We start from the raw sequence: 22,758 nt of genomic DNA on the forward strand, positions 1-22,758 counted from the left end.
CCGAATCAACGACACGGAAGTAGAGAGACACCATGCCGAAGAACAAGACCCACTCGGGCGCCAGCAAGCGCTTCCGCGTGACCGGTTCGGGCAAGATCCGCCGCCAGAAGGCGGGCCTGCGCCACAACCTCGAGAAGAAGCCCTCGAAGGTCACCCGCCGCATGTCCGGCACGACCGAGGTCGCCAAGGCCGACGTCCCCCGCGCGAAGAAGCTGCTGGGTCTCTGATCCGCTTTCCCACCGGTTGGTCGAGCGAAGTCGAGACCGCCTCCAGTCTTAGCAACAAGGAGTAAAGAAGATGGCACGCGTCAAGCGCGCAGTGAACGCCCAGAAGAAGCGTCGCACCACCCTCGAGCGGGCGAGCGGCTACCGCGGCCAGCGGTCGCGCCTCTACCGCAAGGCCAAGGAGCAGGTCACCCACTCTCTGGTCTACAGCTACAACGACCGCCGCAAGAACAAGGGCAACTTCCGCAAGCTGTGGATCCAGCGCATCAACGCCGCTGCCCGCGCCAACGGGATGACCTACAACCGCTTCATCCAGGGCCTCGGCCTCGCGGGTGTCGAGGTCGACCGCAAGATCCTCGCGGACCTCGCCGTCAACGACGCCCCGGCGTTCGCCGCGCTCGTCGAGACTGCCAAGGCCGCGCTGCCCGAGGACGTCAACGCGCCCAAGGTCTCCGCCTGATCCGCGCCGGATCGGTGGTCGAGTAGGCGTGAGGGACGAGCGCCGTATCGAGACCCCCCTGGCCGCGAGCAACGCTCGGGTCAAGGACGCACGCAAGTTGAGCCGCCGCTCGGCCCGCGCCGAGCGGCGGCTCTTCCTTGCAGACGGCCCGAAGGCCGTCGAGGGCGCGCTCGCCCATGCGCTCGAGGACGGTGCCTCCTGCGTGGTCGAGGTCTTCGCCACGATCGCCGCCACCGAGCAGTACGCCGGGCTGGCGGCCGCCGCGCGTGCCGCTGACGTCGCCTGGAGCCTGGTCGACGACCGGGCCCTCGCGTCGCTGTCCGACTCGGTCACGCCCGCTGGCCTCGTCGCCGTCTGCCGGTTCCTCGACGTCCCGCTGGACTCGCTCTTCGCTGGTCGAGTAGCCGAGCGAGGCACGAGCGAGGCGTATCGAGGCCCCGCGCTCGTCGCGGTCTGCGCCGACGTGCGCGACCCCGGCAACGCGGGGACCGTGATCCGCACCGCCGACGCCGCCGGCGCCGGTGCCGTGGTGCTCGCGGGCAGCTCGGTGGACGCCTACAACCCCAAGACCGTCCGGGCCACCGTCGGCAGCCTGTTCCACCTGCCGATCGCGGTCGAGCCCGACCCCGCCGCGGCGGTCGCCGCGGCCCAGGCTGCCGGCCTCACCGTGCTGGCCGCCGACGGCGAGGGCGAGGTCGACCTGTTCGACGCGTCGTTCTCCGACACCGTCCTCGCCGGCCCCACCGCCTGGCTCTTCGGCAACGAGGCCTGGGGCCTGCCCGCCGAGCTCGCCGCGCTGGCCGACCACCGGGTCGCCATCCCGATCCACGGCCGGGCCGAGAGCCTCAACCTCTCCACTGCGGCCGCGGTCTGCCTCTACGCCAGCGCCCGCGCCCAGCGTGGCTGACCGGCCGGCCGTGGAGGGACGAGGGCCTGTCACGAGAACACCGCCAGCGCGACGCTACGTCTTGCCCCCGCTCAGCGGGGGCAAGACGTAGCGTCATGAAGAGGTCGCCGGATTGAGCGCCCGTGGAGCTGCTGCATCAGGTCCGTCGGGTTCATCCGGCCGCGTCTCGCCGAGGGCGACGACTCACCCCAATCCTCACCCCATTTCAGGGAAGACATCTCGCAGTCGGCCTCGGTGCGTCGAACGCGGCGTAGCGTGGTTCTGGGGGTGATGGGGAGGAAAAGTGCGTCAGGACAGGCGCCACACCAGACTCAGGCCGCATCCTTGGCTCGGCACCATCGCGGTCGTGGTCGCTGTGATTGCGATGACCACGACCTTGTCCTGGCTGAGCCTCGAGGAGGAGCGGTCCCCCCAGGCACCAGACAGAGCGACGGTCGAGATCGAACCCAGCACGTCGCCGCCCACCCCCCTCGACACGGAGTCGTTCCAGGCCGCCATCGACGCGGCGGTCGAGGAATGCCGAAGGGTCTGGGAAGCACAGGAGCAGCCCCTTCAGGCTGCCGCGATCTCCCTCGCGCAGTGGCAGGTGCATGTCGACGCGATGAACCAGCTGGTTGCCGGGGAGATCACCTTCGCCCAGGCGACGGCGTTCTGGGAGCAGACCCGGATCCTGGCTACCGACAACGTCACGGCGTTCACCGAGGCCGATGGCGAGTACGTCGCCAGCGACCCGTCATGCCCGACGCCGGTCACGCCCGACGGCATCGCCGTGGACACCGAGGCCCTCGCCGCGTGTGATGAGGGCATCGAGGCACGGGACGAGACGCTGGATGCCGCACGGGTGTCGATCCGGACCTGGCACCACCACGTCATCGACATGGACCTGCTCCGCGCCGGCCAGCTGTCGCCCGAGCTCGCGCTCGAGCTGTGGCGGAGGTATTGGAGGCAGGGTGTCGATGAGCTGAACGCCTATCGCGAGCAGCTCGGGGAGGCGAAGCAGGAGTCCTGCGACGGAGCGTGAGCCGGCTTCGCGGGGGCCGATCTGGCACGCTGGGCCGACCATGATCCTCATCGACCCGCCCGCCGTGCCCCGCTGGGACCGGCTCTGGTCCCACCTGGCCAGCGACACGTCGTACGACGAGCTGCACGCCTTCGCACTGGCGAACGGCGTCCCGGCTCGTGGCTTCGACGGGGACCACTACGACGTCCCGTCGGACTACTACGACGCGATGGTCGAGGCGGGCGCCGTGCCGGTGACCTCGCGCGAGCTGGTCATCCGGCTGCGGAAGGCGGGGCTCAGGCGGCCGAAGCCCACGCGCACGCACCGCGCCTGAGGCGGGTCGGGAGGGGGCTCATTCGCTCGCCGCCATCGTCGCGCCGAGGCCGATCATCATGGCGCCGCCGGCGGCGCCCATCGCGTCGAGCCGGCGCGGGCTGCGGGCGAACCAGTCGCGCGCGCGGCTCGCGCCGAGCGCCCACAGCGAGTCGGACGCCACCGCCATCAGCCCGAACAGCAGGCCGAGCAGCGCGACCTGCAGGCCGACGCGCCCGGCCTCGGCGTTGGTGAACTGGGGAAGGAACGCCAGGAAGAAGACGATCGTCTTCGGGTTGGTGACGCCGACCAGGAAGCCGGTCCGCAGCGCGCGGGCGGTGGACTCCGTGGTGCGGCCGACGCCGGCGATCAGTGCGATCCGGGCGTCCCGGCGGTGGCGGATCGCCTGGATGCCCAGCCAGACGACCCACGCCGCTCCCGCGAGCTTGACGACGGTGTAGGCCGCGGCGCTCTGCGCCACGACCGCGCCCAGCCCCACCGCGACGAGCACCACTTGCGCGACCAGGCCGAGGGCGTTCCCGACCACGGAGAGCAGGGCGTCGCGGCGGCCGACCGTGAGAGCGCGGCCGATGGTGAAGAGGAGGCTCGGTCCCGGCACCTGGATGAAGAGCAGGGAGGCCACGACGAAGGCGAGCAGCTGGGACGCGGTGGGCATGCCTCATGGTGGCAGTCCCGGGCGCGCCCTGCGAGCCGATATCAGCGGCTGCCTCCGACTAGGGTTGCATCGTGCCCACGCCCGAGGAGCCGACCCGGGACCTCGCCGACTCCTACCCCGACGGCGTGCTCGGCGCGCGCGCGGACGGCGTGGTGACCGTGCTGAACGACCAGGCGGCGAGCCTGCTTCGCGTGCCACGGGAGTCGCGGGGACAGCAGCTCGCCGACGTGCTGCGGCTGCAGGACCAGGACGCGCGCACCTGGCTGGAGGTCAACGACCCGTTCGGCAGCATCTCGATCCGGCGCGGCATCCCCGAGCAGTCCTGGCTCAACGACGCCGGCGAGGAGGTGCTCACCACCGCCCGGATCCTGCGCGACGTGCCGCTGGGCCCGGTGACCGGCGTGGCCATCGGGCTGCGCACCGGCCGCGGCCGTGCCCGGCTCGACCGGGAGCGCTCCGACCTGGTCGCGACGGTCGCCCATGAGCTGCGCTCGCCCCTCACGGGCGTGAAGGGCTTCGTCCAGGCACTCCTCAACCGCTGGGACAAGCTCAGCGACGACCAGCGCAAGCTGATGCTCCACACCGTCCACAGCGACGCCGACCGGCTGGCCCGCCTGATCGCAGAGCTCCTCGACGTGGCCCGCATCGACACCGGGCGGCTGCAGCTCTACCCGCGCGACTGCGACGGGCGGGTGCTCGTGCAGAGGGTCGCCGACTCGGTGGCCGCGGGCACCGCACGCCCGATCGAGGTGGTCCTCGCCGACGACGTGCCGGGGATCCACGCCGATCCGGACAAGTTCACCCAGGTCCTCACCAACCTGGTGGAGAACGCCGTCCGCCACGGCGAGGGCGTCGTGCGCGTCTCCCTCGAGGCACTCCCGCCTGAGCAAACCTGGCCCGGCGCGAGGATCGTCGTCGAGGACGAGGGCGACGGGATCCCCGAGGAGCTGCGCCGGCAGGTCTTCACCAAGTTCTGGACGTCCGGCGCCGGCGGCTCGGGCCTCGGCATGTACATCGTCCACGGCCTGGTCCGCGCCCACGGGGGAGACATCGCCATCGGGGAGTCGCCCTCCGGAGGCGCCCGGATCACCGTCCACTGGCCATCTGCACAGAACCTTCACGAGTCGTCCCCGTCTCCACCCGCTCCGCCCTCCTAGGGTCGGGGCATGACCCACCCGTCCCCTGCGCAGCGACGGCTCGTGGTGGTCGAGGACGACCGCACCATCAACGACGCGCTCGCCGACCGCCTGAGGGCGGAGGGGTACGCCGTGACGCAGGCGTTCGACGGGCCCAGCGCGGTCGACACCGTCACCCGCGAGGAGCCGGACGCCGTGCTCCTGGACGTGATGCTCCCCGGCCTCGACGGCCACGAGGTCTGCCGGCGGATCCAGGCCACCCGACCCGTCCCGGTGCTGATGCTCACCGCCCGCGACGACGAGGCGGACATCCTCGTCGGCCTGGGGGTCGGGGCCGACGACTACCTCACCAAGCCGTTCCGGATGCGCGAGGTCGTGGCCCGGGTGGCGGCGTTGCTGCGGCGCGTGGAGCGGGCGGCCGAGCTGCAGGCCGCCCCCGGCAGGGCCACCCTCGTCGCCGGTGACCTCCGGGTCGACCCCGGCACGCGGCGTACGACCGTCGGTGGCGCCGAGGTGCACCTGACGCCGACCGAGTTCGACCTCCTCGTCTGCCTGGCCCGGGAGCCCGGCCAGGTGCTGACCCGCGAGCGGCTCCTGGCGGAGGTGTGGGACTGGGCGGACGCCTACGGGACCCGCACGGTCGACAGCCACGTCAAGGCGCTGCGCGCGAAGATCGGGGCGGGACGGATCCGCACGGTCCACGGCGTCGGCTACGCCCTGGAGGCCGGCCAGTGAGCTCCACCGGCGTGAGCGCCCGCTTCGACGCCCTCACCAGCATCAAGACCAAGCTCGGCGTCCTCGTCGCGGCCTCCGTGGTCGTCGCCGCGCTGCTCTCGGCCCTGGGCTCGGCGGCGGGCGTGCCTGCCCTGCTGACCGTCCCCGTCGCCGTCGCGCTCGCCCTCGCGGTGACGCAGCTGCTGGCCGCGGGCATGGTCGCGCCGCTGCGCCGGATGACCGAGGTGACGCAGCAGATGGCGGCGGGCGACTACAGCGGCCGGGTGCACGCGACAGCCAGCGACGAGGTGGGCCGGCTGGCCGCGGCCTTCAACACGATGGCCGCCGACCTGGCCCGGGTGGACCACGAGCGGCGCGACCTGATCGCGACCGTCTCGCACGAGCTGCGCACGCCCCTGGCGGCGATGACCGCGATCCTGGAGAACCTCGCCGACGGCGTCGTGCCCGCCGACCCGCCCCGCCTGGCCGAGGCGCTCACCCAGGCGGAGCGGCTGCGCGACCTGGTGACCGCGCTCCTCGACCTCTCGCGCCTCGAGGCGGGCGCGACCCACCTCGAGCCGCAGTCGGTCGCGGTCGCGCCGCTGGTCGCCGAGTGCGTCGAGGTGGTCGTCGCGTCCGGCCGGGCAGGGGAGTACGACGTCGCCGTGCCCGCCGACCTCGAGGTCGCCGCCGATCCCGGGCGGCTCCGCCAGCTGCTGGTCAACGTGCTGGACAACGCCGCCCGCCACGGCTCGGGTGAGCAGCCGATCCGGGTGACTGCTGGCGCCCACGAGGGCGGCTGGTGGCTCGAGGTGGTCGACGACGGGCCCGGGGTTCCCGCGGCCGACCGGGAGCGCGCCTTCGAGCGGTTCGGCACCGACGCCACCGGGGGTGGGGGCACGGGGCTCGGGTTGGCGATCTCCCGCTGGGTGGCGACGCTGCACGGAGGCACGCTCCGGTTCCTCGACCCCGCCCCGGACTCCGCCGGGGCGCGCATCCGGCTCGAGCTGCCCGAGGCGCCTGCGCCTGCGCCCGAGGTCCCGTTCGCGGGTGAGCCCCAGCCGGTCGGTCGTGCAGACCCGAAGCCCTGGGTTCGGGTCGGGATGACGGATGCCCCGCCCGCCCGGGACGTCGGTGCGCCGTCCGCGCTCGACGCCGTCTTCGGGCGGTCCTGGCCCGAGGGAGGGGATCGCTACGGGCTGCGCGTCGTGCTCACCAGCGCCGCCGTCGGCGTGCTCGGCGGGGCACTGGTGACCCACACGCTGCCGGGGCTCTCCTGGCTGCTGGTGATGCTGGCCGCCGGCGCCGCGGCCTTCGCCACCGCTCGCCGCCGTGCCGACGCCTTCACGATCTCCTGCACCGCGCTCAGCGTGCTGCTCGTCCTGCCGGTGGCGCTGCTCGACAGCTGGCCGTTCGTCGGCCTGTGCGTGTTCACCGCGGCCGGGGTCTTCCTCATCGGCGTCACCGGCGCGCGGACCCTGCCGGGCTTCCTCCTCACCGGCGTCTCGTGGCCGCTGGCCTCCCTGCGGGGCCTGCCCTGGCTGGGCCGCAGCGTCCGCCTCGTCGGCTCCGGCGGCCGTGCCCCGGCGGTCGTGCGCACTGTCGTGTGGTCGCTGCTCGGCCTGCTGGTCTTCGGTGCGCTCTTCGCGTCGGCCGACGCGCTCTTCGCGACCTGGGTCGACGCCCTGGTGCCCAACCTGACGTTCAACGACCTGGTGCTCCGGTCGTTCGTGGCGTTCCTGGTCTTCGGCCTGACGCTCGCCGCGGCGTACCTCGCCCTCAACCCTCCGCGAGTCGACCCTGACCGTGACCGGCCGGCCCCGCTGGGCAACCGCTTCGAGTGGCTGGTGCCGGTGCTGCTCGTCGACGCGGTGTTCCTGGTCTTCCTCGCAGCCCAGGCGGCTGCCGTGTTCGGCGGGCATGCCTACATCGAGGAGACCACCGGCCTGACGTACGCCGAGCACGTGCACCAGGGCTTCGGCCAGCTGACCGTGGCCACCGCCCTCACCCTGCTGGTCGTCTGGGCGGCGGCTCGCCGGGCCGGTGACACCGCGGCCGACCGCCTGTGGCTGCGGCTGTCGATCGGCCTGCTGTGCGTGCTGACCCTGGTGGTCGTGGCGTCGGCGCTGAACCGGATGCGCCTCTACCAGGAGGCCTACGGCTTCACGACGCTGCGCGTCACGGTCGACGTCTTCGAGGCCTGGCTCGGCCTGGTCGTGCTCGCGGTGATGGTGCTGGGCGTCCTGGGGCGCGGCGCCTGGCTGCCCCGGTTCGCGCTGCTCAGCGGCGCGCTGTCCCTGCTCGCGCTCGCGGCGGTCAACCCGGACGCCTGGGTGGCCGGCCGCAACATCGACCGCTACGAGGCGACCGGCAGGCTCGACCTGCGCTACCTCCAGTCGCTCTCGGCGGATGCCACGCCCGTGATCGTCGAGCGGCTGCCCGAGGAGGTCGCCGGGTGCGTGCTGCAGTACCTGCCGGCCGACCGGCTCGAGGAGGGCCAGAGCCCGCTCGCGTGGAACCTCGGCCGGACACGGGCGGCCGACGCCCTGGAGGGCGTGGACCTGCCGGCTCCACCTGGGCCCGCAGACGACCCGTGCAGCGCGCTCTACACGCAGTTCGGCGAGCGCGGATAGCGTCGGTGGGAACCGAGGAGCGGCGGCGGGACCTCCACACCTAGAATCAGCGCGTCCATCAGAGCCGCGCTGGAAAGGGAGCCATGTCCGGCCCCAACACCGACTACGACCCCGTCGAGGTCACCCCGCTCAAGGCCGACGAGGTCGAGGCCATGCGCGACGCCGCGCTCGCGGCGATCGCGGCGGCGACCGACCTCGAGTCGCTCAAGCAGGTCCGCCTCGACCACGCGGGTGACCGCTCCCCGCTGGCCCTGGCCAACCGCGAGATCGGTGCCCTTCCCCCGCAGGCCCGCAAGGACGCCGGCCAGCGCGTCGGCCAGGCGCGTGGGGCCGTCAACAAGGCGCTGGCGGAGCGGCAGGCCGTGCTCGAGGCCGAGCACGAGGAGCGGATGCTCGTCGAGGAGGCGGTCGACGTCACCCTGCCGGCCGAGCGGCGCCGGCGCGGCAGCCGCCACCCGATCACCCTCCAGTCCGACCTGATCGCCGACCTCTTCGTCGCGATGGGCTGGGAGGTCGCCGAGGGCCCGGTCGTCGAGGCCGAGTGGCTCAACTTCGACGCGCTCAACCTCGGGCCCGACCACCCGGCGCGCACCATGCAGGACACCTTCTGGACCGAGCCGGCCGACCACCACGTCGTGCTGCGCACCCAGACGTCGCCGGTCCAGGCCCGCACGATGCTGACCCGCAAGCCGCCGATCTACGTCGTCTGCCCCGGCCGGGTCTTCCGCACCGACGAGTACGACGCCACCCACTCGCCGATGTTCCACCAGGTCGAGGGCCTGGTCGTCGACGAGGGCATCACGATGGCCCACCTCAAGGGCACCCTCGACCACTTCGCGTCGCAGCTCTTCGGCGACGGCATCGACACCCGCTTCCGTCCCTCCTACTTCCCGTTCACCGAGCCATCCGCCGAGGTCGACGTGCGCTGCTTCGTCTGCCGCGGGGTCGACTCCCCCGCGTGCCGCACGTGCAAGGGCGAGGGCTGGATCGAGTGGGGCGGCTGCGGCGTCGTCAACCCGCGCGTGCTGATCGCGTGCGGTGTCGACCCCGAGGTCTACACCGGCTTCGCCTTCGGGATGGGCATCGACCGGTCCTTCATGTTCCGGCACAACATGGCCGACCTGCGCGACCTTTTCGAGGGCGACGTCCGGTTCAGCGCTGCTTTCGGAACGGAGATCTGAGCGATGAAGGCGCCCCTGTCCTGGATCAAGGAGTACGTCGACGTCCCCGCTGGCGTCACGACCGAGGAGCTCACCCGGCGACTGACGCTGACCGGCCTCAAGCTCGAGGGCATCGAGTCCCCGGGCAGCCAGATCACCGGGCCGCTGGTCGTCGGCCGCGTCCTCACCAAGGACCCCGAGCCGCAGAAGAACGGCAAGACCATCAGCTGGTGCACCGTCGACGTCGGTGACGCGAACGGCACCGGCGAGCCGCAGGGCATCGTCTGCGGCGCGCACAACTTCGAGCCCGGCGACCTGGTCGTCGTCGTCCTCCCGGGCGGCGTGCTTCCGGGTGGGTTCGAGATCAGCGCCCGCAAGACCTACGGCCACGTCTCGGCCGGCATGATCTGCTCCGCACGCGAGCTGGGCCTCGGGGACGACCACGACGGCATCATCGTGCTGCCCGCCGACGCCGGCGAGCCGGGTGAGGACGTGCGCGGCGTGCTCGGCCTCGACGAGGAGATCGTCGAGTTCGAGGTCAACCCCGACCGGGCCTACGCCCTGTCCCTGCGCGGCATCGCCCGCGAGGTGCTGGTCTCCGTCGACGGTGCTGCCGACTTCCGCGACCCCGCGATCCGCGACACGCCCCCCGCCAACGACCAGGGCTACCCCGTCGTCGTGGAGGACCCGGCCGGCTGCCCGGTCTTCGTGGCCCGCAGGGTGACCGGCTTCGACCCCGCTGCCCCGACGCCCGACTTCATCGCGCAGAGGATCACCGCCGCCGGCATGCGCCCGATCTCGCTGGCCGTCGACGTGACCAACTACGTGATGCTCGAGACCGGCCGGCCGATCCACGGCTACGACGCCGACAAGCTGCAGGGACCGATCGTCGTACGCCGCGCGCGTGAGGGCGAGCGGCTGACCACCCTGGACGGCACCGTCCGCGCGCTCGACACCGAGGACCTGGTGATCGCCGATGACTCGGGGCTCATCGGCCTGGGCGGCGTCATGGGCGGTGAGACCACCGAGCTCTCGAAGTCCACCAGCAACATCCTCGTGGAGTCCGCACATTGGGACGCGGTCTCCATGTTCCGCACGGGCAAGCGCCACAAGATCAGCTCGGAGGCCGGCAAGCGCAACGAGCGGGGCGTCGACCCGACGATCTGCGAGGCCGCGGCCGACCGCGTGGTCGAGCTGCTCACGACCTACGGCGGGGGAGAGGCCGACCCCGGCGTGACCGTGGTCGGCACTCCTCCGGCGATGCCGACGGTGATGGTGCCGGGCGACCTGGCTACGCGTGTCTCGGGCATGGAGATCTCCGAGGAGACGACGGCCGAGTGCCTGCGCGCCGTCGGCTGTGAGGTCAGCGGCTCCGGCGCCCTGGAGGTCACCCCGCCGCCGTGGCGGCCGGACCTCACCGACGCCCAGGACTTCTCCGAGGAGGTCATCCGGCTGGTCGGCTACGACCGGGTGCCGTCGGTGCTGCCGACCCCGCCGTCGGGCCGCGGCCTGACGCGAGTCCAGCAGCTGCGCCGCCGGATCGGCCGCACGGTCGCGGGGGAGGGCTTCGTCGAGGTCGTCAGCTTCCCGTTCGTCAGCGAAGGAGACCTGGACGCGCTCGGGCTGCCCGCCGACGACGCGCGCCGGACGATGCTCCGGCTGAGCAACCCGCTGAGCTCGGAGGCGCCGTCGATGACGACGACGCTGCTGCCCGGCCTGCTGCGCACGGCGGCCAAGAACGTCGGCCACGGAGCCGAGTCCTTCGGGATCTTCGAGCACGCCACGGTCACGCTGCCCCGGGCGGTCGGACCGGCCCCGATCCTGCCCGTCGACCGCCGTCCGACCGACGCTGAGCTCGACGAGCTGGTCAAGGCCCTGCCGGACCAGCCGCTCCACCTCGCGCTCGTCGGGGTGGGGGAGGCCGAGCTCTCCGGCTGGTGGGGCAAGGGTCGCCACGTCGAGTGGTCGGACGCCGTCGCCGCAGTCCTGGCCGTGGCGGACGAGCTCGGCGTCGAGCTCACCGTGCGCGCCGCGTCCGTCGCCCCGTGGCACCCCGGCCGTTGCGCCGAGCTGCTGGTGGGCGAGACCGTCGTCGGCCATGCCGGAGAGCTGCACCCCCGGGTGTGCGCCGCCTACGGCGTGCCCGCCCGCTCGGTGGCCGCCGAGGTGGACCTCGACGTGCTCATCGAGCACGCGGTGCAGCTGCGGCAGGCGCCGCACCACTCGGCGTACCCCGTCGCGAAGGAGGACGTTGCCCTGGTCGTCGACGCCTCCGTGCCCGCGGCGGACGTCGAGGCGGCGCTGCGCGAGGGGGCCGGCGAGCTGCTCGAGTCGATCCGGCTCTTCGACGTCTACACCGGGGACCAGATCGGCGAGGGCAAGAAGTCGCTGGCCTACGCGCTGCGGTTCCGGGCGCCCGACCGCACTCTCAAGGAGGGCGAGGCCGCCGCCGCACGTGACGCCGCCGTGGCGCTGGCCGCCGAGCGGTGCGGTGCCGTGCAGCGGAGCTAGGGGCGGCGAGCTCCATCGCGACGGCAGGCCGCTCAGGTGATCGGCGTGCTGACGACCTCGCGGAACCTCTCGAACACCGCCTGGTCGCCGGCGACCGTCAGCCCGGCGTCGTCGCCCCGGTGCCACAGCCAGGCGTCGAGCGCAGCGGCTTCCCCGTCGACCACGACGTCGGGCTCCACGCCCGGGTCGTCGGCGAGGTTGACGTCCGGCTCGTCGGCGTACGTCGTGTCGGTGCGCGGGTCGGTGCCGCTGAACGTGCCGAGGGCGACCCAGACGGAGTGGCCTGTGTCGGTGCAGTCGAGCCGGACGTGCTGGCCCGACGGCGTGAACGAGCCCCAGGGCGGGCAGCCGCCGTACATCACCCCGATGGCCTCGTGGACGCCGTCGGCCGCGAGGAGCGGGTCGACCGGCGTCGAGATGCGCGCCGCGAGCTCGGCGTCGAGCCGGTGGATCAGCGCCTCGTGGGCCTGCCGGCGCTGGATGAAGCCGACCGAGTGGTCGCCCGGCTCCGCGGCCCAGGTCCACGCCTCGACGTCGGGCGCCAGGCCCTCCAGCGCGGCCAGGAGCCCGGCCGAGGCCGCGTCGTAGGCCGCCAGCGCCGCGGCGTGGTCCGGCGCCTGCTCCACCTCGACGTAGCCGTGAGGGCCAGCCGGGCGGTTGCGCACCATCTCGGCCCAGAAGTGCTGCACGTCCGTGAGGTGGTGGAGCAGGTCGGCGGCGGTCCAGTCGGGGCAGGAGGGGACCGGAGCGCCGGGGTCGCAGTCGGCGAGCGCGGCCCGGAAGGCGGCAGACTCCAGACGGATATGGTCGAGGTACTGCTCGGGCCTCAGGCGCGTCATCATGCAGCCACGCTAGGGGCGGCCACCGACGCCCGCACCCGGGTTACATGGACATGCAGGAACATGTATAGTCATGCACATGAGGTACAAGGTCGCCGTCGCAGGAGCCAGCGGGTACGCCGGGGGAGAGGCCCTGCGCCTCCTGCTCGCCCACCCGCAGGTCGAGATCGGCGCCCTGACCGCCGGCTCCAACGCGGGCGAGCGGCTCGGCGCCCTCCAGCCCCACCTGCTGCCGCTCGCCGACCGGGTGCTCGAGGAGACGACCGTCGAGGTGCTCTCGGGCCACGACGTGGTCATCCTCGGCCTGCCCCACGGCCAGTCCGCGGCGATCGCCCAGGCGCTGGGCGAGGAGACCATCGTCATCGACTGCGGTGCCGACTTCCGGCTCACCGACGCGGAGACCTGGACCGAGTTCTACGGAGGAGAGCACGCCGGCTCGTGGCCCTACGGCCTGCCCGAGCTGCCGGGCCAGCGCGACCAGCTGCGCGGCGCCCGGCGGATCGCCGTGCCCGGCTGCTATCCCACCGTCTCCACGCTCACCATCGCGCCCGCCCTCGCGGCCGGCCTGGTGCAGCCCGACATCACCGTCGTGGCCGCCTCCGGCACCTCCGGGGCGGGCAAGGCCGCCAAGCCCCACCTGCTCGGCAGCGAGACGATGGGCAACGCCAGCGCATACGGCGTCGGCGGCGTGCACCGCCACACGCCCGAGATCGCGCAGAACCTCGGCCGCGTCCACGACGGCGCCGTCACGGTCAGCTTCACCCCGCTCCTCGTCCCGATGAGCCGCGGCATCCTGGCCACGGTGTCGGCGCCGCTGGCCGGGGACGTGTCGCTCGAGCATGCTCGCGAGGCGTACGACGCGGCGTACGGCAAGGAGCCCTACCTGCACCTGCTGCCCGAGGGACAGTGGCCGCAGACGCAGGCCGTGCTCGGCTCCAACGCCGTCCACGTGCAGGTCGCCGTCGACCAGCGGGCCGGCCGGCTGGTCGCCGTCGGCGCGATGGACAATCTCGCCAAGGGCACCGCCGGCGCCGCCGTGCAGTGCATGAACCTCGCCCTCGGGCTCGACGAGACCGTCGGCCTCTCCACGATCGGACTGGCCCCATGACCGACGAGCCCACCACCGAGACCCCGACCAGGGCTTCCCTCACGCTGCTGCAGTTCCCGGAGAAGCTCGCCATCGTGCGGCTTGGCCCCGGCTCCGAGGTGCCCCAGTGGGCCGAGTCGGCGAGCCTCTTCTCGGTGACCGCGACGGCCACCGAGACGAGCCTGGTCTGCGCCACCCGCAGCGTGCCGACCAAGACGCCGCACATCGGGCCGCTCACGGCGTTCCAGGTGGGCGGCCAGCTCGCCCCCGACGCGGTCGGCATCCTGGCCGGCCTGCTGGTGCCGCTGGCGGAGGCGCAGATCCCGGTCTACACGATGTCCACCTTCGACACCGACTGGATCATGGTCCGGCTCACCGACGGGGCCCGGGCGGCAGAGGAATGGCGACGACGAGGGCACACCGTGACCCCCGCCGTACCCGCCAAGCCTCCTCGCAAGTCCCCCTCGTCCGGAAAGGGCGAGGCTCCCCGGAAGAAGAAGCCCCGATGACCCTGACCCACCCCGCCGGCTTCACTGCCGCCGGCGTCGCCGCCGGCCTGAAGTCCACAGGAAAGCCCGACCTGGCCCTCGTCGTGAACGAAGGCCCCACGTTCGACTCCGCCTCCGTCTTCACCTCCAACCGCTGCAAGGCCAACCCCGTGCTGTGGTCGCAGGAGGTCGTCAAGGACGGCACCGTCAAGGCGGTCGTCCTCAACTCCGGCGGCGCCAACTGCTACACCGGCCCCGAGGGCTTCCAGACCACGCACGCCGTCGCTGAAAGGGTTGCCGAGCGGCTCGGCATCGGCGCGATCGACGTCGTCGTCTGCTCGACCGGCCTGATCGGGCTGGCCAACCCGCGCGAGCAGCTGCTCGCCGGGGTCGACGCCGCCCACGCCGCGCTCTCCCCGGACGGCGGGGCCGCCGCGGCCGAGGCGATCATGACCACCGACTCGGTGCCGAAGAACGTCGTCGTCGAAGGCCCGGGCTGGTCGATCGGCGGCATGGCCAAGGGCGCCGGCATGCTCGCGCCCCAGCTGGCCACGATGCTGGTGGTCCTCACCACCGACGCCGTCGTCCCCGCTGCCGACCTCGACACCGCCCTGCGGGCCGCGACCCGGGTCAGCTTCGACCGGCTCGACTCCGACGGCTGCATGTCGACCAACGACACGGTCACCGTGATGGCGAGCGGCGCCAGCGGCGTCACCCCGCCGCTGGCCGACTTCACCGCCGCCCTCACGCAGGCCTGCACCGACCTCGCCATGCAGCTGCTCAAGGACGCCGAGGGCGCCGACCACGAGATCGCGATCACCGTGCTCAACGCGGCGAGTGAGGACGACGCGCTCGACGTCGGCCGCAGCGTCGCGCGGTCCAACCTGTTCAAGGCCGCCGTCTTCGGCAACGACCCCAACTGGGGTCGGGTGCTCGCCTCCATCGGCACCACCCAGGCGGCGTTCGACCCCGCCGACCTCGACGTCGCGATGAACGGGGTGTGGGTGTGCAAGCACTCCACGCCACACGCCGACCCGGCCGAGGTCGACCTCACGCCGCGCGAGGTCACGGTCACCATCGACCTCAAGGCCGGCACCGAGCGGGCCACGATCTGGACCAACGACCTCACCCACGCCTACGTCCACGAGAACAGCGCCTACAGCTCATGACCACCACCAAGGCTCCCAACACCAAGACCGCGGTCCTCGCCGGCGCCCTGCCCTGGCTGAAGGCCTACCACGGCAAGATCGTGGTGGTGAAGTACGGCGGCAACGCGATGACCGACGACACGCTCAAGCGGGCCTTCGCCGAGGACATCGCGTTCCTGCGCTTCGCCGGCTTCAAGCCCGTGGTGGTCCACGGCGGCGGCCCGCAGATCTCGCGCATGCTCGACCGCCTCGGCATCGAGTCGGAGTTCCGCGGCGGCCTGCGCGTCACCACGCCGGAGGCCATGGACGTGGTCCGGATGGTGCTCGTCGGCCAGGTGCAGCGCGAGCTGGTCGGCCTGATCAACCAGCACGGCCCGCTGGCCGTCGGGCTGTCCGGCGAGGACGCCGGCCTCTTCACCGCCATGCCCACCAACACGGTCGTCGACGGCGAGGAGGTCGACCTCGGCCTCGTCGGCGAGGTCCGCGACGTGCGGCCCGAGGCGGTGCAGGACCTGATCGAGGCCGGCCGGATCCCGGTCGTCTCCAGCGTCGCGCCCGACGACCTCGGCCAGGTGCACAACGTCAACGCAGACACCGCCGCCGCGGCCCTCGCGGTCGCGCTGGGCGCGGAGAAGCTGCTCGTGCTCACCGACGTCGAGGGCCTCTACGGCAACTGGCCGGACAAGGGCAGCCTGATCAAGGAGATCTCGCCCGAGGCACTGGCGGAGCTGATGCCGACGCTGGAGTCGGGCATGGTCCCCAAGATGCAGGCCTGCCACCAGGCGGTGACCCAGGGCGTCGCCCGCGCCACCGTGGTCGACGGCCGCGAGCCCCACGCCGTACTCCTCGAGCTGTTCACCGACGAGGGCGTCGGCACCCAGGTGCTGCCCGGGGTCGAGACCAAGGTGAGGAGCGCATCATGAGCTGGCAGGAGCGCTACCAGGGCGCACTGATGAACACCTTCGGCTTGCCGAAGCTCGACCTCGTCCGCGGCGAGGGCGCGCGGGTGTGGGACGTCGACGGCAAGGAGTACGTCGACCTGCTGGGCGGGATCGCCGTGAACGCCCTGGGCCACGCCCACCCGGCGATCGTCGAGGCCGTCACGACCCAGCTGCAGACCCTGGGCCACGTCTCCAACTTCTTCACATCCGAGCCGCAGCTCGAGCTGGCCGAGCGTCTGGTCTCCCTCCTGACGGGGCGGTCGAGCGGATCCGGGCGGTCGAGCGGATCCGGGCGGTCGAGCGGATCCGGGCGGTCGAGCGAAGTCGAGACCCCCGGCAAGGTCTTCCTCTCCAACTCCGGCGCCGAGGCCAACGAGGCTGCGTTCAAGCTGACCCGGCTCACCGGCCGCACCCACGTCGTCGCGGCCGAGGGCGCCTTCCACGGCCGCACGATGGGCGCCCTCGCGCTCACCTCCAAGGCGGCCTACCGCGAGCCGTTCCTGCCGCTGCCCGGCGACGTGACCTTCGTGCCGTACGGCGACGAGGCCGCGCTCGCCGAGGCCGTCACCGACGAGACGGCTGCCGTGGTGCTGGAGCCGATCCAGGGCGAAGCGGGCGTCGTCGTGCCGCCGGACGGCTACCTTGCCGCCGCGCGCGAGCTCACCCATCGGCACGGTGCGCTGCTGTGGCTCGACGAGGTGCAGACCGGCATCGGCCGGTGCGGCGCCTGGTTCGCCCACCAGCTGCCGTTCGGCGGGGGAGTGACCCCCGACGTCGTCACCCTCGCCAAGGGCCTCGGCGGCGGCATCCCGATCGGCGCGACGATCGCGCTCGGAGCGGCTGCCGACCTCTTCCAGCCCGGCAACCACGGCACGACGTTCGGCGGCAACCCGGTCGCCTGCGCGGCCGCGCTCGCCGTGCTCGACACCATCGAGTCGACGCACCTGCTCGACCACGTCGCCGGGCTCGGCAAGGCCCTGCGCGACGGGCTGGCCGAGGACCCGCGAGTGGTCGACGTCAGGGGAGAGGGGCTGCTCATCGGCCTCGACCTGACCGGCCCGTCGGCCGACGTCGCCGCGGCGGCGCTCGAGGCCGGCTGGATCATCAACAACCCCACCCCGCAGGGCATCCGGCTCGCGCCGCCCCTGGTCCTGAGCGAGGAGCAGGCGCACGCCTTCGTCGAGGCGTGGCCGGCCATCCTCGCCTCAGCCGGTCTCGAGGAGGCACGATGACCCGCCACTTCCTGCGCGACGACGACCTCACGCCCGCCGAGCAGGCCGAGGTGCTCGCACTCGCGGCGCAGATGAAGGCCGCGCCGTACGACCACAAGCCGCTGGCCGGTCCCCGCACCGTGGCCCTGGTCTTCGACCGCCCGACCCTGCGCACCCAGGTCTCGTTCACCGCGGGCATCGCCGAGCTCGGCGGCAACCCGATGACCGTCGACGGCGGGCTCGCCGCGATGGGCCAGCGCGAGTCGGTCGAGGACGTCGGTCGGGTGCTCGGCCGCCAGGCCAGCGCCATCGTGTGGCGCACGGCCCACCAGGCCGACCTCGACACGATGGCGACCTACGCCGGGGTGCCGGTGGTCAACGCGCTCACCGACGACTTCCACCCCTGCCAACTGCTCGCCGACCTGCTGACCGTGCAGGAGCACGTCGGCCGGCTCACCGGCACCCGCGTCGCGTTCGTCGGCGACGGCGCCTGCAACATGGGCAACTCCTGGGTGCTCGCCGGCGCGATGGCCGGCCTGCACCTCGTCGTCGGCGCCCCGGCCGGCTACGAGCCGGACGAGGACGTCGTGAAGCGGGCCGTCGACATCGCCGCCGGCACCGGCGGATCGGTCACCCTCGAGACCGACCCGGTCGCCGCAGTCACCGGGGCCGACGTGGTCGTCACCGACACCTGGGTGAGCATGGGCCGGGAGGAGGAGGCAGCCGACCGGCTGCGCCTCTTCGCGCCGTACGCCGTCACGCCCGAGCTGCTCGCCCACGCGAGCCCCGGCGCCATCGTGATGCACTGCCTGCCTGCCTATCGCGGCAAGGAGATCGCCGCCGAGGTCCTCGACGGCCCGAAGAGCGTCGTCTGGGACGAGGCGGAGAACAGGCGGCACGCCCAGAAGGCGATCCTGGCCTGGCTGCTGGAGCACTCGTGAGCTCCGGGTCCGAGACGGCCGGTGCCGTCAGCCCCCTCACCAAGCGCGCGCGCCACCAGCGGATCATCGACCTGGTGACCCACCACGACGTGCGGTCGCAGACCGAGCTCGCCGAGCTCCTCGGCCGGCACGGCGTGCACGTCACCCAGGCGACGCTGAGCCGCGACCTCGTCGAGCTCGACGCCGTCAAGGTCCGCAACAGCGACGGTGCCTTGGTCTACGCCGTGCCCGCAGAGGGCGGCGACCGGTCTCCGCACACCTCCCGAGAGCACGCCGGCGCACTCGACCGGCTGGCCCGCCTCTGCGGCGAGCTCCTGGTGAGCGCCGACGCCAGCGCCAACCTCGTCGTGCTCCGCACGCCGCCGGGGGCCGCCCAGTTCCTGGCCAGCGCGTTCGACCGCGCCGAGCTCGGCGACGTCCTCGGCACCATCGCCGGCGACGACACCGTGCTCGTCATCGGCCGCGACCCTCAGGGCGGCGACGTCCTGGCCCGGCGCTTCCTGGCCCTTGCCGACCACCGCACCACCGACCCCAGCACCCTCGACCAGAAGGAACCCACCACGTGAGCAAGGTCCTCACCTCCCTCCCCGCCGGCGAGCGCGTCGGCATCGCGTTCTCCGGCGGCCTCGACACCTCCGTCGCGGTCGCATGGATGCGCGCCAAGGGAGCGGTGCCGTGCACCTACACCGCCGACATCGGGCAGTACGACGAGCCCGACATCTCCGGCGTCCCCGGCCGTGCCACGCAGTACGGCGCGGAGATCGCGCGTGCGGTCGACTGCAAGGGCCCGTTGGTGGAGGAGGGCCTGGCGGCCCTGGTCTGCGGGGCGTTCCACATCCGCTCCGGTGGCCGCGCCTACTTCAACACCACACCCCTCGGTCGTGCCGTGACGGGCACCATGCTGGTGCGCGCGATGCACGAGGACGGCGTCGACATCTGGGGCGACGGCTCGACCTTCAAGGGCAACGACATCGAGCGGTTCTACCGCTACGGCCTGCTCGCCAACCCCGACCTGCGGATCTACAAGCCCTGGCTGGACGCCGAGTTCGTCACCGAGCTCGGCGGCCGCGCCGAGATGAGCCAGTGGCTCACCGAGCACGGGCTGCCCTACCGGGACAGCAAGGAGAAGGCCTACTCCACCGACGCCAACATCTGGGGCGCCACCCACGAGGCGAAGACCCTGGAGCACCTCGACGTCTCGCTCGAGACGGTCGAGCCGATCATGGGCGTGAAGTTCTGGGACCCCTCGGTCGCCGTCGAGGCCGAGGACGTGACCGTGGCCTTCCAGGCCGGACGCCCCGTCTCGATCAACGGCATCCGCTTCGACGACCCCGTCGCCCTGGTCCACGAGGCCAACACCGTCGGCGGGCGGCACGGCCTGGGGATGTCCGACCAGATCGAGAACCGGGTCATCGAGGCCAAGTCGCGCGGCATCTACGAGGCGCCCGGCATGGCGCTGCTGTGGATCGCCTACGAGCGACTGCTGAACGCGATCCACAACGAGGACACGATCGCCAACTACCACGCCGAGGGCCGCCGCCTGGGCCGGCTGCTCTACGAGGGCCGCTGGCTCGACCCACAGGCGCTGATGCTGCGCGAGTCCATCCAGCGCTGGGTGGCCTCGCTGGTCACCGGCGAGGTGACGCTGCGGCTGCGCCGGGGCGAGGACTACACGGTCCTGCGCACCGACGGCCCCGCGCTCTCCTACCACCCCGAGAAGCTCTCGATGGAGCGCACCGAGAACGCCGCCTTCGGCCCCACCGACCGCATCGGCCAGCTCACCATGCGCAACCTCGACATCGCCGACAGCCGGGCGAAGCTCGAGATGTACGCCGCGCAGCCGCTCGACCAGGGCCAGGTGCTCGTCGAGCACGGCACCCTCTTCGGGGCGCTCCCCGCCGGCGGTGCCGAGAGGATCGCCGCCAACCCGGCGCTGACCGGTGACGAGGAGGCCGCCCTCGAGGAGGCTGCCATGGAGTTCGGAACCGACTGATGCACACCACCAACACCGGCAAGCTGTGGGGCGGCCGCTTCGAGGGCGGCCCCTCCCCGGAGCTCGAGGCGCTGTCCCGGTCCACCCACTTCGACTGGCGGCTCGCGCTCTACGACCTCGCGGGGTCGCACGCGCACGCCAACGCCCTGCACGCGGCGGGGCTGCTCACCGACGAGGACCTCGCCGAGCTGCACCGGGGCCTGACGGTCCTGGCCCAGCGATACGAGACGGGTGAGCTGGTCCCCGACCCGTCCGACGAGGACGTGCACGGGGCCCTGGAGCGACTGCTCCTCGAGGAGGTCGGCCCCGAGGTGGGTGGACGCCTCCGGGCGGGGCGCTCCCGCAACGACCAGGTCGCCACCCTCTTCCGGTCCTACCTGCTCGACCACGCCCGCACCATCGGCGGCCTCGTGCTCGACCTGGTCGAGGTGCTCCAGCAGCAGGCGCAGGAGCACCTCGACCGACCTGACGGACCGACCACCATGCCGGGGCGCACGCACCTCCAGCACGCCCAGCCGGTGCTGCTGAGCCACCACCTGCTGGCACACGCGTGGCCGCTGCTGCGAGACGTCTCCAGGCTGCAGGACTGGGTGACCCGCACGGCCGGGGACTCGCCGTACGGCTCCGGCGCGCTGGCCGGCTCCTCCCTCGGCCTGGACCCGCAGGCGGTCGCAGCGGAGCTGGGGTTCACCTCCTCGAGCGCCAACTCCATCGACGGCACGGCTTCGCGCGACTTCGTCGCGGAGTTCGCCTTCGTGGCCGCGATGGTCGGCGTCGACGTCTCCCGACTGGCCGAGGAGGTCATCCTCTGGACCACCCGCGAGTTCGACTTCGCGCGGCTGCACGACTCGTGGTCGACGGGGTCGAGCATCATGCCGCAGAAGAAGAACCCCGACATCGCCGAGCTGGCCCGCGGCAAGGCCGGCCGGCTGGTGGGCAACCTCGCGGGCCTGCTCACGACCCTCAAGGCGCTGCCGCTGGCCTACAACCGTGACCTGCAGGAGGACAAGGAGCCGGTCTTCGACTCGGTCGACACCCTCGAAGTCCTCCTCCCGGCGTTCACCGGCATGGTTGCGACCCTGACCTTCAACGCCGAGCGGATGGCCGAGCTCGCCCCGCAGGGCTTCTCGCTGGCCACCGACGTGGCCGAGTGGCTGGTGCGCGAGGGCGTGCCCTTCCGGGTCGCCCACGAGGTCGCGGGCGCGTGCGTACGGCGTTGCGAGGAGCTCGGCATCGAGCTGCACGAGCTCTCCGACGACGACCTCGCGGCGATCTCGCCCCACCTGGCGCCGGCGGTCCGCGACGTGCTGACCGTCGAGGGCTCCGTCTCGGCGCGGTCCGGCCGTGGTGGCACGGCGCCGGTGCGCGTTCGTGAGCAGCTGGCCGAGCTCGGCGCCGAGGTCGCCCTCCGTCGTGAGCGCCTCGGGTGAGCTGAGCTCGGCCCTGGGCGGGCCGGTGCTCGAGGTGGCACCGCGCCTGCTCGGCGCGGTGCTGCGCCATGGCGACGTGGCCGTCCGCCTCACGGAGGTCGAGGCGTACGACGGCGCCGACGACCCGGGGTCGCACGCGTTCCGCGGTCCGACGCCGCGCAACCAGGTGATGTTCGGGCCGCCCGCGCACCTCTACGTCTACTTCATCTACGGGATGCACTACTGCTGCAACGTCGTGACGGGTCCGGAGGGCCGCGCGTCTGCCGTGCTGCTCCGCGCGGGGGAGGTCGTCGACGGCATCGAGACCGCACGCGTACGCCGCAACGGCGCCGCCGACCGGGACCTGGCCCGGGGCCCGGCCATGCTGTGCCAGGCCCTCGGGCTGACGATCGAGCACAACGGTGACGACCTGGCCACCGGCCGGGTGCGCCTGGAGCTGCCCGACCCGCCGCAGCCCGGCGAGGTCGGCACCGGACCGCGGGTCGGGCTGCGGGATGCTCCCGAGCGGCCCTGGCGGTTCTGGCTGGCGGAGGAGCGGACCGTCTCCACCTACCGTCCGGCCGCGCCACGGCGCCGCCGGACAGGGCCCTGACCTGCGCAAACGCGTGGAGGCCGACCCGGATTTGTGCGATCGCGCCAAGGGGTCTAATGTTTCTTCTCGTCGCCCAGTGCGGCTCCCGCCCCCGGCCCACGAGGCCCTCGTAGAGGGGAGAGCCCGAAGACGACACGGCACGGCCTCGCCCGGGTTTGACGCGGGCAAGACGTTCCGGTAAGTTACTGCAGGTTGTCCCAAGACAAGGCTCGCAAGAGCGGCGCTTGGGTGCGTCTGATTCTTGAGAACTCAACAGTGCGTTTTGATAGTCGACGGATTAGTTTGTTTTGCCCCGTTGATTGCTTGCCCTTTTTTGGGTGGGTGGTTGATGGTTTCTTTGATTGAGTGACATGAT

At 72.5% G+C, this 22,758-nt stretch carries 22 protein-coding genes; 20 read left to right on the forward strand and 2 right to left on the reverse strand.

The window, feature by feature from the left end:
- Positions 1–32: 32 nt before the first annotated feature.
- From rpmI to DDE18_RS11785, 5 genes are all read left to right on the forward strand, one after another.
- Positions 33–227 carry a 50S ribosomal protein L35 gene (gene rpmI, locus DDE18_RS11765; RefSeq protein WP_116572434.1) on the forward strand — a complete coding sequence of 65 codons (195 nt, stop codon included), beginning with the start codon at positions 33–35 and terminating at the stop codon, positions 225–227.
- Positions 228–297: 70 nt separating this feature from the next.
- Positions 298–684, forward strand: coding sequence for a 50S ribosomal protein L20 (gene rplT, locus DDE18_RS11770; RefSeq protein ID WP_116572435.1), 387 nt, complete (start codon positions 298–300; stop codon positions 682–684).
- A 28-nt stretch (positions 685–712) separates the two neighbouring features.
- Positions 713–1,591, forward strand: a complete 879-nt coding sequence (locus tag DDE18_RS11775; RefSeq protein WP_245916620.1) for a TrmH family RNA methyltransferase — start codon at positions 713–715, stop codon at positions 1,589–1,591.
- 346 nt (positions 1,592–1,937) lie between these two features.
- Positions 1,938–2,612, forward strand: a complete 675-nt coding sequence (locus DDE18_RS11780; protein ID WP_133241215.1) for a hypothetical protein — start codon at positions 1,938–1,940, stop codon at positions 2,610–2,612.
- Positions 2,613–2,652: 40 nt separating this feature from the next.
- A complete protein-coding gene (locus DDE18_RS11785) occupies positions 2,653–2,925 on the forward strand; it encodes a DUF4031 domain-containing protein (RefSeq protein WP_116572437.1) in 273 nt (90 codons plus the stop codon).
- Positions 2,926–2,943: 18 nt separating this feature from the next.
- Here DDE18_RS11785 and DDE18_RS11790 read toward each other — a convergent pair whose 3' ends face one another.
- Positions 2,944–3,579 carry a LysE family translocator gene (locus tag DDE18_RS11790; RefSeq protein WP_116572438.1) on the reverse strand — a complete coding sequence of 212 codons (636 nt, stop codon included), beginning with the start codon at positions 3,577–3,579 and terminating at the stop codon, positions 2,944–2,946.
- A gap of 71 nt (positions 3,580–3,650) precedes the next feature.
- On the opposite strand from DDE18_RS11790, the gene DDE18_RS11795 reads away from it, so the two are divergent.
- The 5 genes from DDE18_RS11795 (at position 3,651) to pheT (ending at position 11,733) form a co-directional block, all read left to right on the forward strand.
- The gene (locus tag DDE18_RS11795; protein ID WP_116572439.1) at positions 3,651–4,736 is read left to right on the forward strand and encodes a sensor histidine kinase; all 1,086 of its coding nucleotides are present in this window, start codon (positions 3,651–3,653) and stop codon (positions 4,734–4,736) included.
- A gap of 9 nt (positions 4,737–4,745) precedes the next feature.
- Positions 4,746–5,450 carry a response regulator transcription factor gene (locus DDE18_RS11800; RefSeq protein WP_116572440.1) on the forward strand — a complete coding sequence of 235 codons (705 nt, stop codon included), beginning with the start codon at positions 4,746–4,748 and terminating at the stop codon, positions 5,448–5,450.
- A complete protein-coding gene (locus DDE18_RS11805; protein WP_211754511.1) occupies positions 5,447–8,062 on the forward strand; it encodes a DUF4153 domain-containing protein in 2,616 nt (871 codons plus the stop codon). Before DDE18_RS11800 ends, DDE18_RS11805 begins: the two co-directional genes overlap by 4 nt.
- 83 nt (positions 8,063–8,145) lie before the next feature.
- Complete coding sequence (gene pheS, locus DDE18_RS11810; protein WP_116572441.1) at positions 8,146–9,243, forward strand: phenylalanine--tRNA ligase subunit alpha; 1,098 nt, start codon at positions 8,146–8,148, stop codon at positions 9,241–9,243.
- Positions 9,244–9,246: 3 nt separating this feature from the next.
- On the forward strand, positions 9,247–11,733 hold the full coding sequence (pheT, locus tag DDE18_RS11815) for a phenylalanine--tRNA ligase subunit beta (protein WP_116572442.1): 2,487 nt from the start codon (positions 9,247–9,249) through the stop codon (positions 11,731–11,733).
- A gap of 32 nt (positions 11,734–11,765) precedes the next feature.
- Here pheT and DDE18_RS11820 read toward each other — a convergent pair whose 3' ends face one another.
- The gene (locus DDE18_RS11820) at positions 11,766–12,575 is read right to left on the reverse strand and encodes a maleylpyruvate isomerase N-terminal domain-containing protein (protein WP_245916621.1); all 810 of its coding nucleotides are present in this window, start codon (positions 12,573–12,575) and stop codon (positions 11,766–11,768) included.
- Between the two features lie 76 nt (positions 12,576–12,651).
- Between DDE18_RS11820 and argC the strand changes: the two genes are divergently transcribed.
- Genes argC through DDE18_RS11870 form a run of 10 tightly spaced genes read left to right on the forward strand, consistent with a single transcriptional unit; the run spans position 12,652 to position 22,403 of the window.
- Complete coding sequence (argC, locus tag DDE18_RS11825) at positions 12,652–13,680, forward strand: N-acetyl-gamma-glutamyl-phosphate reductase (RefSeq protein ID WP_116572498.1); 1,029 nt, start codon at positions 12,652–12,654, stop codon at positions 13,678–13,680.
- Complete coding sequence (locus DDE18_RS11830) at positions 13,677–14,168, forward strand: ACT domain-containing protein (RefSeq protein ID WP_116572443.1); 492 nt, start codon at positions 13,677–13,679, stop codon at positions 14,166–14,168. Before argC ends, DDE18_RS11830 begins: the two co-directional genes overlap by 4 nt.
- A complete protein-coding gene (gene argJ, locus DDE18_RS11835) occupies positions 14,165–15,316 on the forward strand; it encodes a bifunctional glutamate N-acetyltransferase/amino-acid acetyltransferase ArgJ (protein ID WP_116572444.1) in 1,152 nt (383 codons plus the stop codon). The genes DDE18_RS11830 and argJ overlap by 4 nt, the downstream gene beginning before the upstream one ends.
- Positions 15,313–16,218: an acetylglutamate kinase gene (gene argB, locus DDE18_RS11840; protein ID WP_116572445.1), complete on the forward strand. Its 906-nt coding sequence runs from the start codon at positions 15,313–15,315 to the stop codon at positions 16,216–16,218. Before argJ ends, argB begins: the two co-directional genes overlap by 4 nt.
- Positions 16,215–17,468 (forward strand): acetylornithine transaminase, encoded by a 1,254-nt coding sequence (locus tag DDE18_RS11845; RefSeq protein ID WP_116572446.1) that lies wholly within the window; start codon positions 16,215–16,217, stop codon positions 17,466–17,468. Before argB ends, DDE18_RS11845 begins: the two co-directional genes overlap by 4 nt.
- Complete coding sequence (gene argF / locus DDE18_RS11850; protein ID WP_116572447.1) at positions 17,465–18,388, forward strand: ornithine carbamoyltransferase; 924 nt, start codon at positions 17,465–17,467, stop codon at positions 18,386–18,388. Before DDE18_RS11845 ends, argF begins: the two co-directional genes overlap by 4 nt.
- Positions 18,385–18,954, forward strand: coding sequence for an arginine repressor (locus tag DDE18_RS11855; RefSeq protein ID WP_116572448.1), 570 nt, complete (start codon positions 18,385–18,387; stop codon positions 18,952–18,954). The genes argF and DDE18_RS11855 overlap by 4 nt, the downstream gene beginning before the upstream one ends.
- The gene (gene argG, locus DDE18_RS11860) at positions 18,951–20,381 is read left to right on the forward strand and encodes an argininosuccinate synthase (RefSeq protein WP_116572449.1); all 1,431 of its coding nucleotides are present in this window, start codon (positions 18,951–18,953) and stop codon (positions 20,379–20,381) included. Before DDE18_RS11855 ends, argG begins: the two co-directional genes overlap by 4 nt.
- Positions 20,381–21,811 carry an argininosuccinate lyase gene (gene argH, locus DDE18_RS11865; protein ID WP_116572450.1) on the forward strand — a complete coding sequence of 477 codons (1,431 nt, stop codon included), beginning with the start codon at positions 20,381–20,383 and terminating at the stop codon, positions 21,809–21,811. Before argG ends, argH begins: the two co-directional genes overlap by 1 nt.
- Positions 21,795–22,403, forward strand: coding sequence for a DNA-3-methyladenine glycosylase (locus tag DDE18_RS11870; protein WP_116572451.1), 609 nt, complete (start codon positions 21,795–21,797; stop codon positions 22,401–22,403). Before argH ends, DDE18_RS11870 begins: the two co-directional genes overlap by 17 nt.
- Positions 22,404–22,758: the final 355 nt, after the last annotated feature.

This window comes from Nocardioides gansuensis, assembly GCF_003076135.1.
Taxonomy (GTDB): domain Bacteria; phylum Actinomycetota; class Actinomycetes; order Propionibacteriales; family Nocardioidaceae; genus Nocardioides; species Nocardioides gansuensis.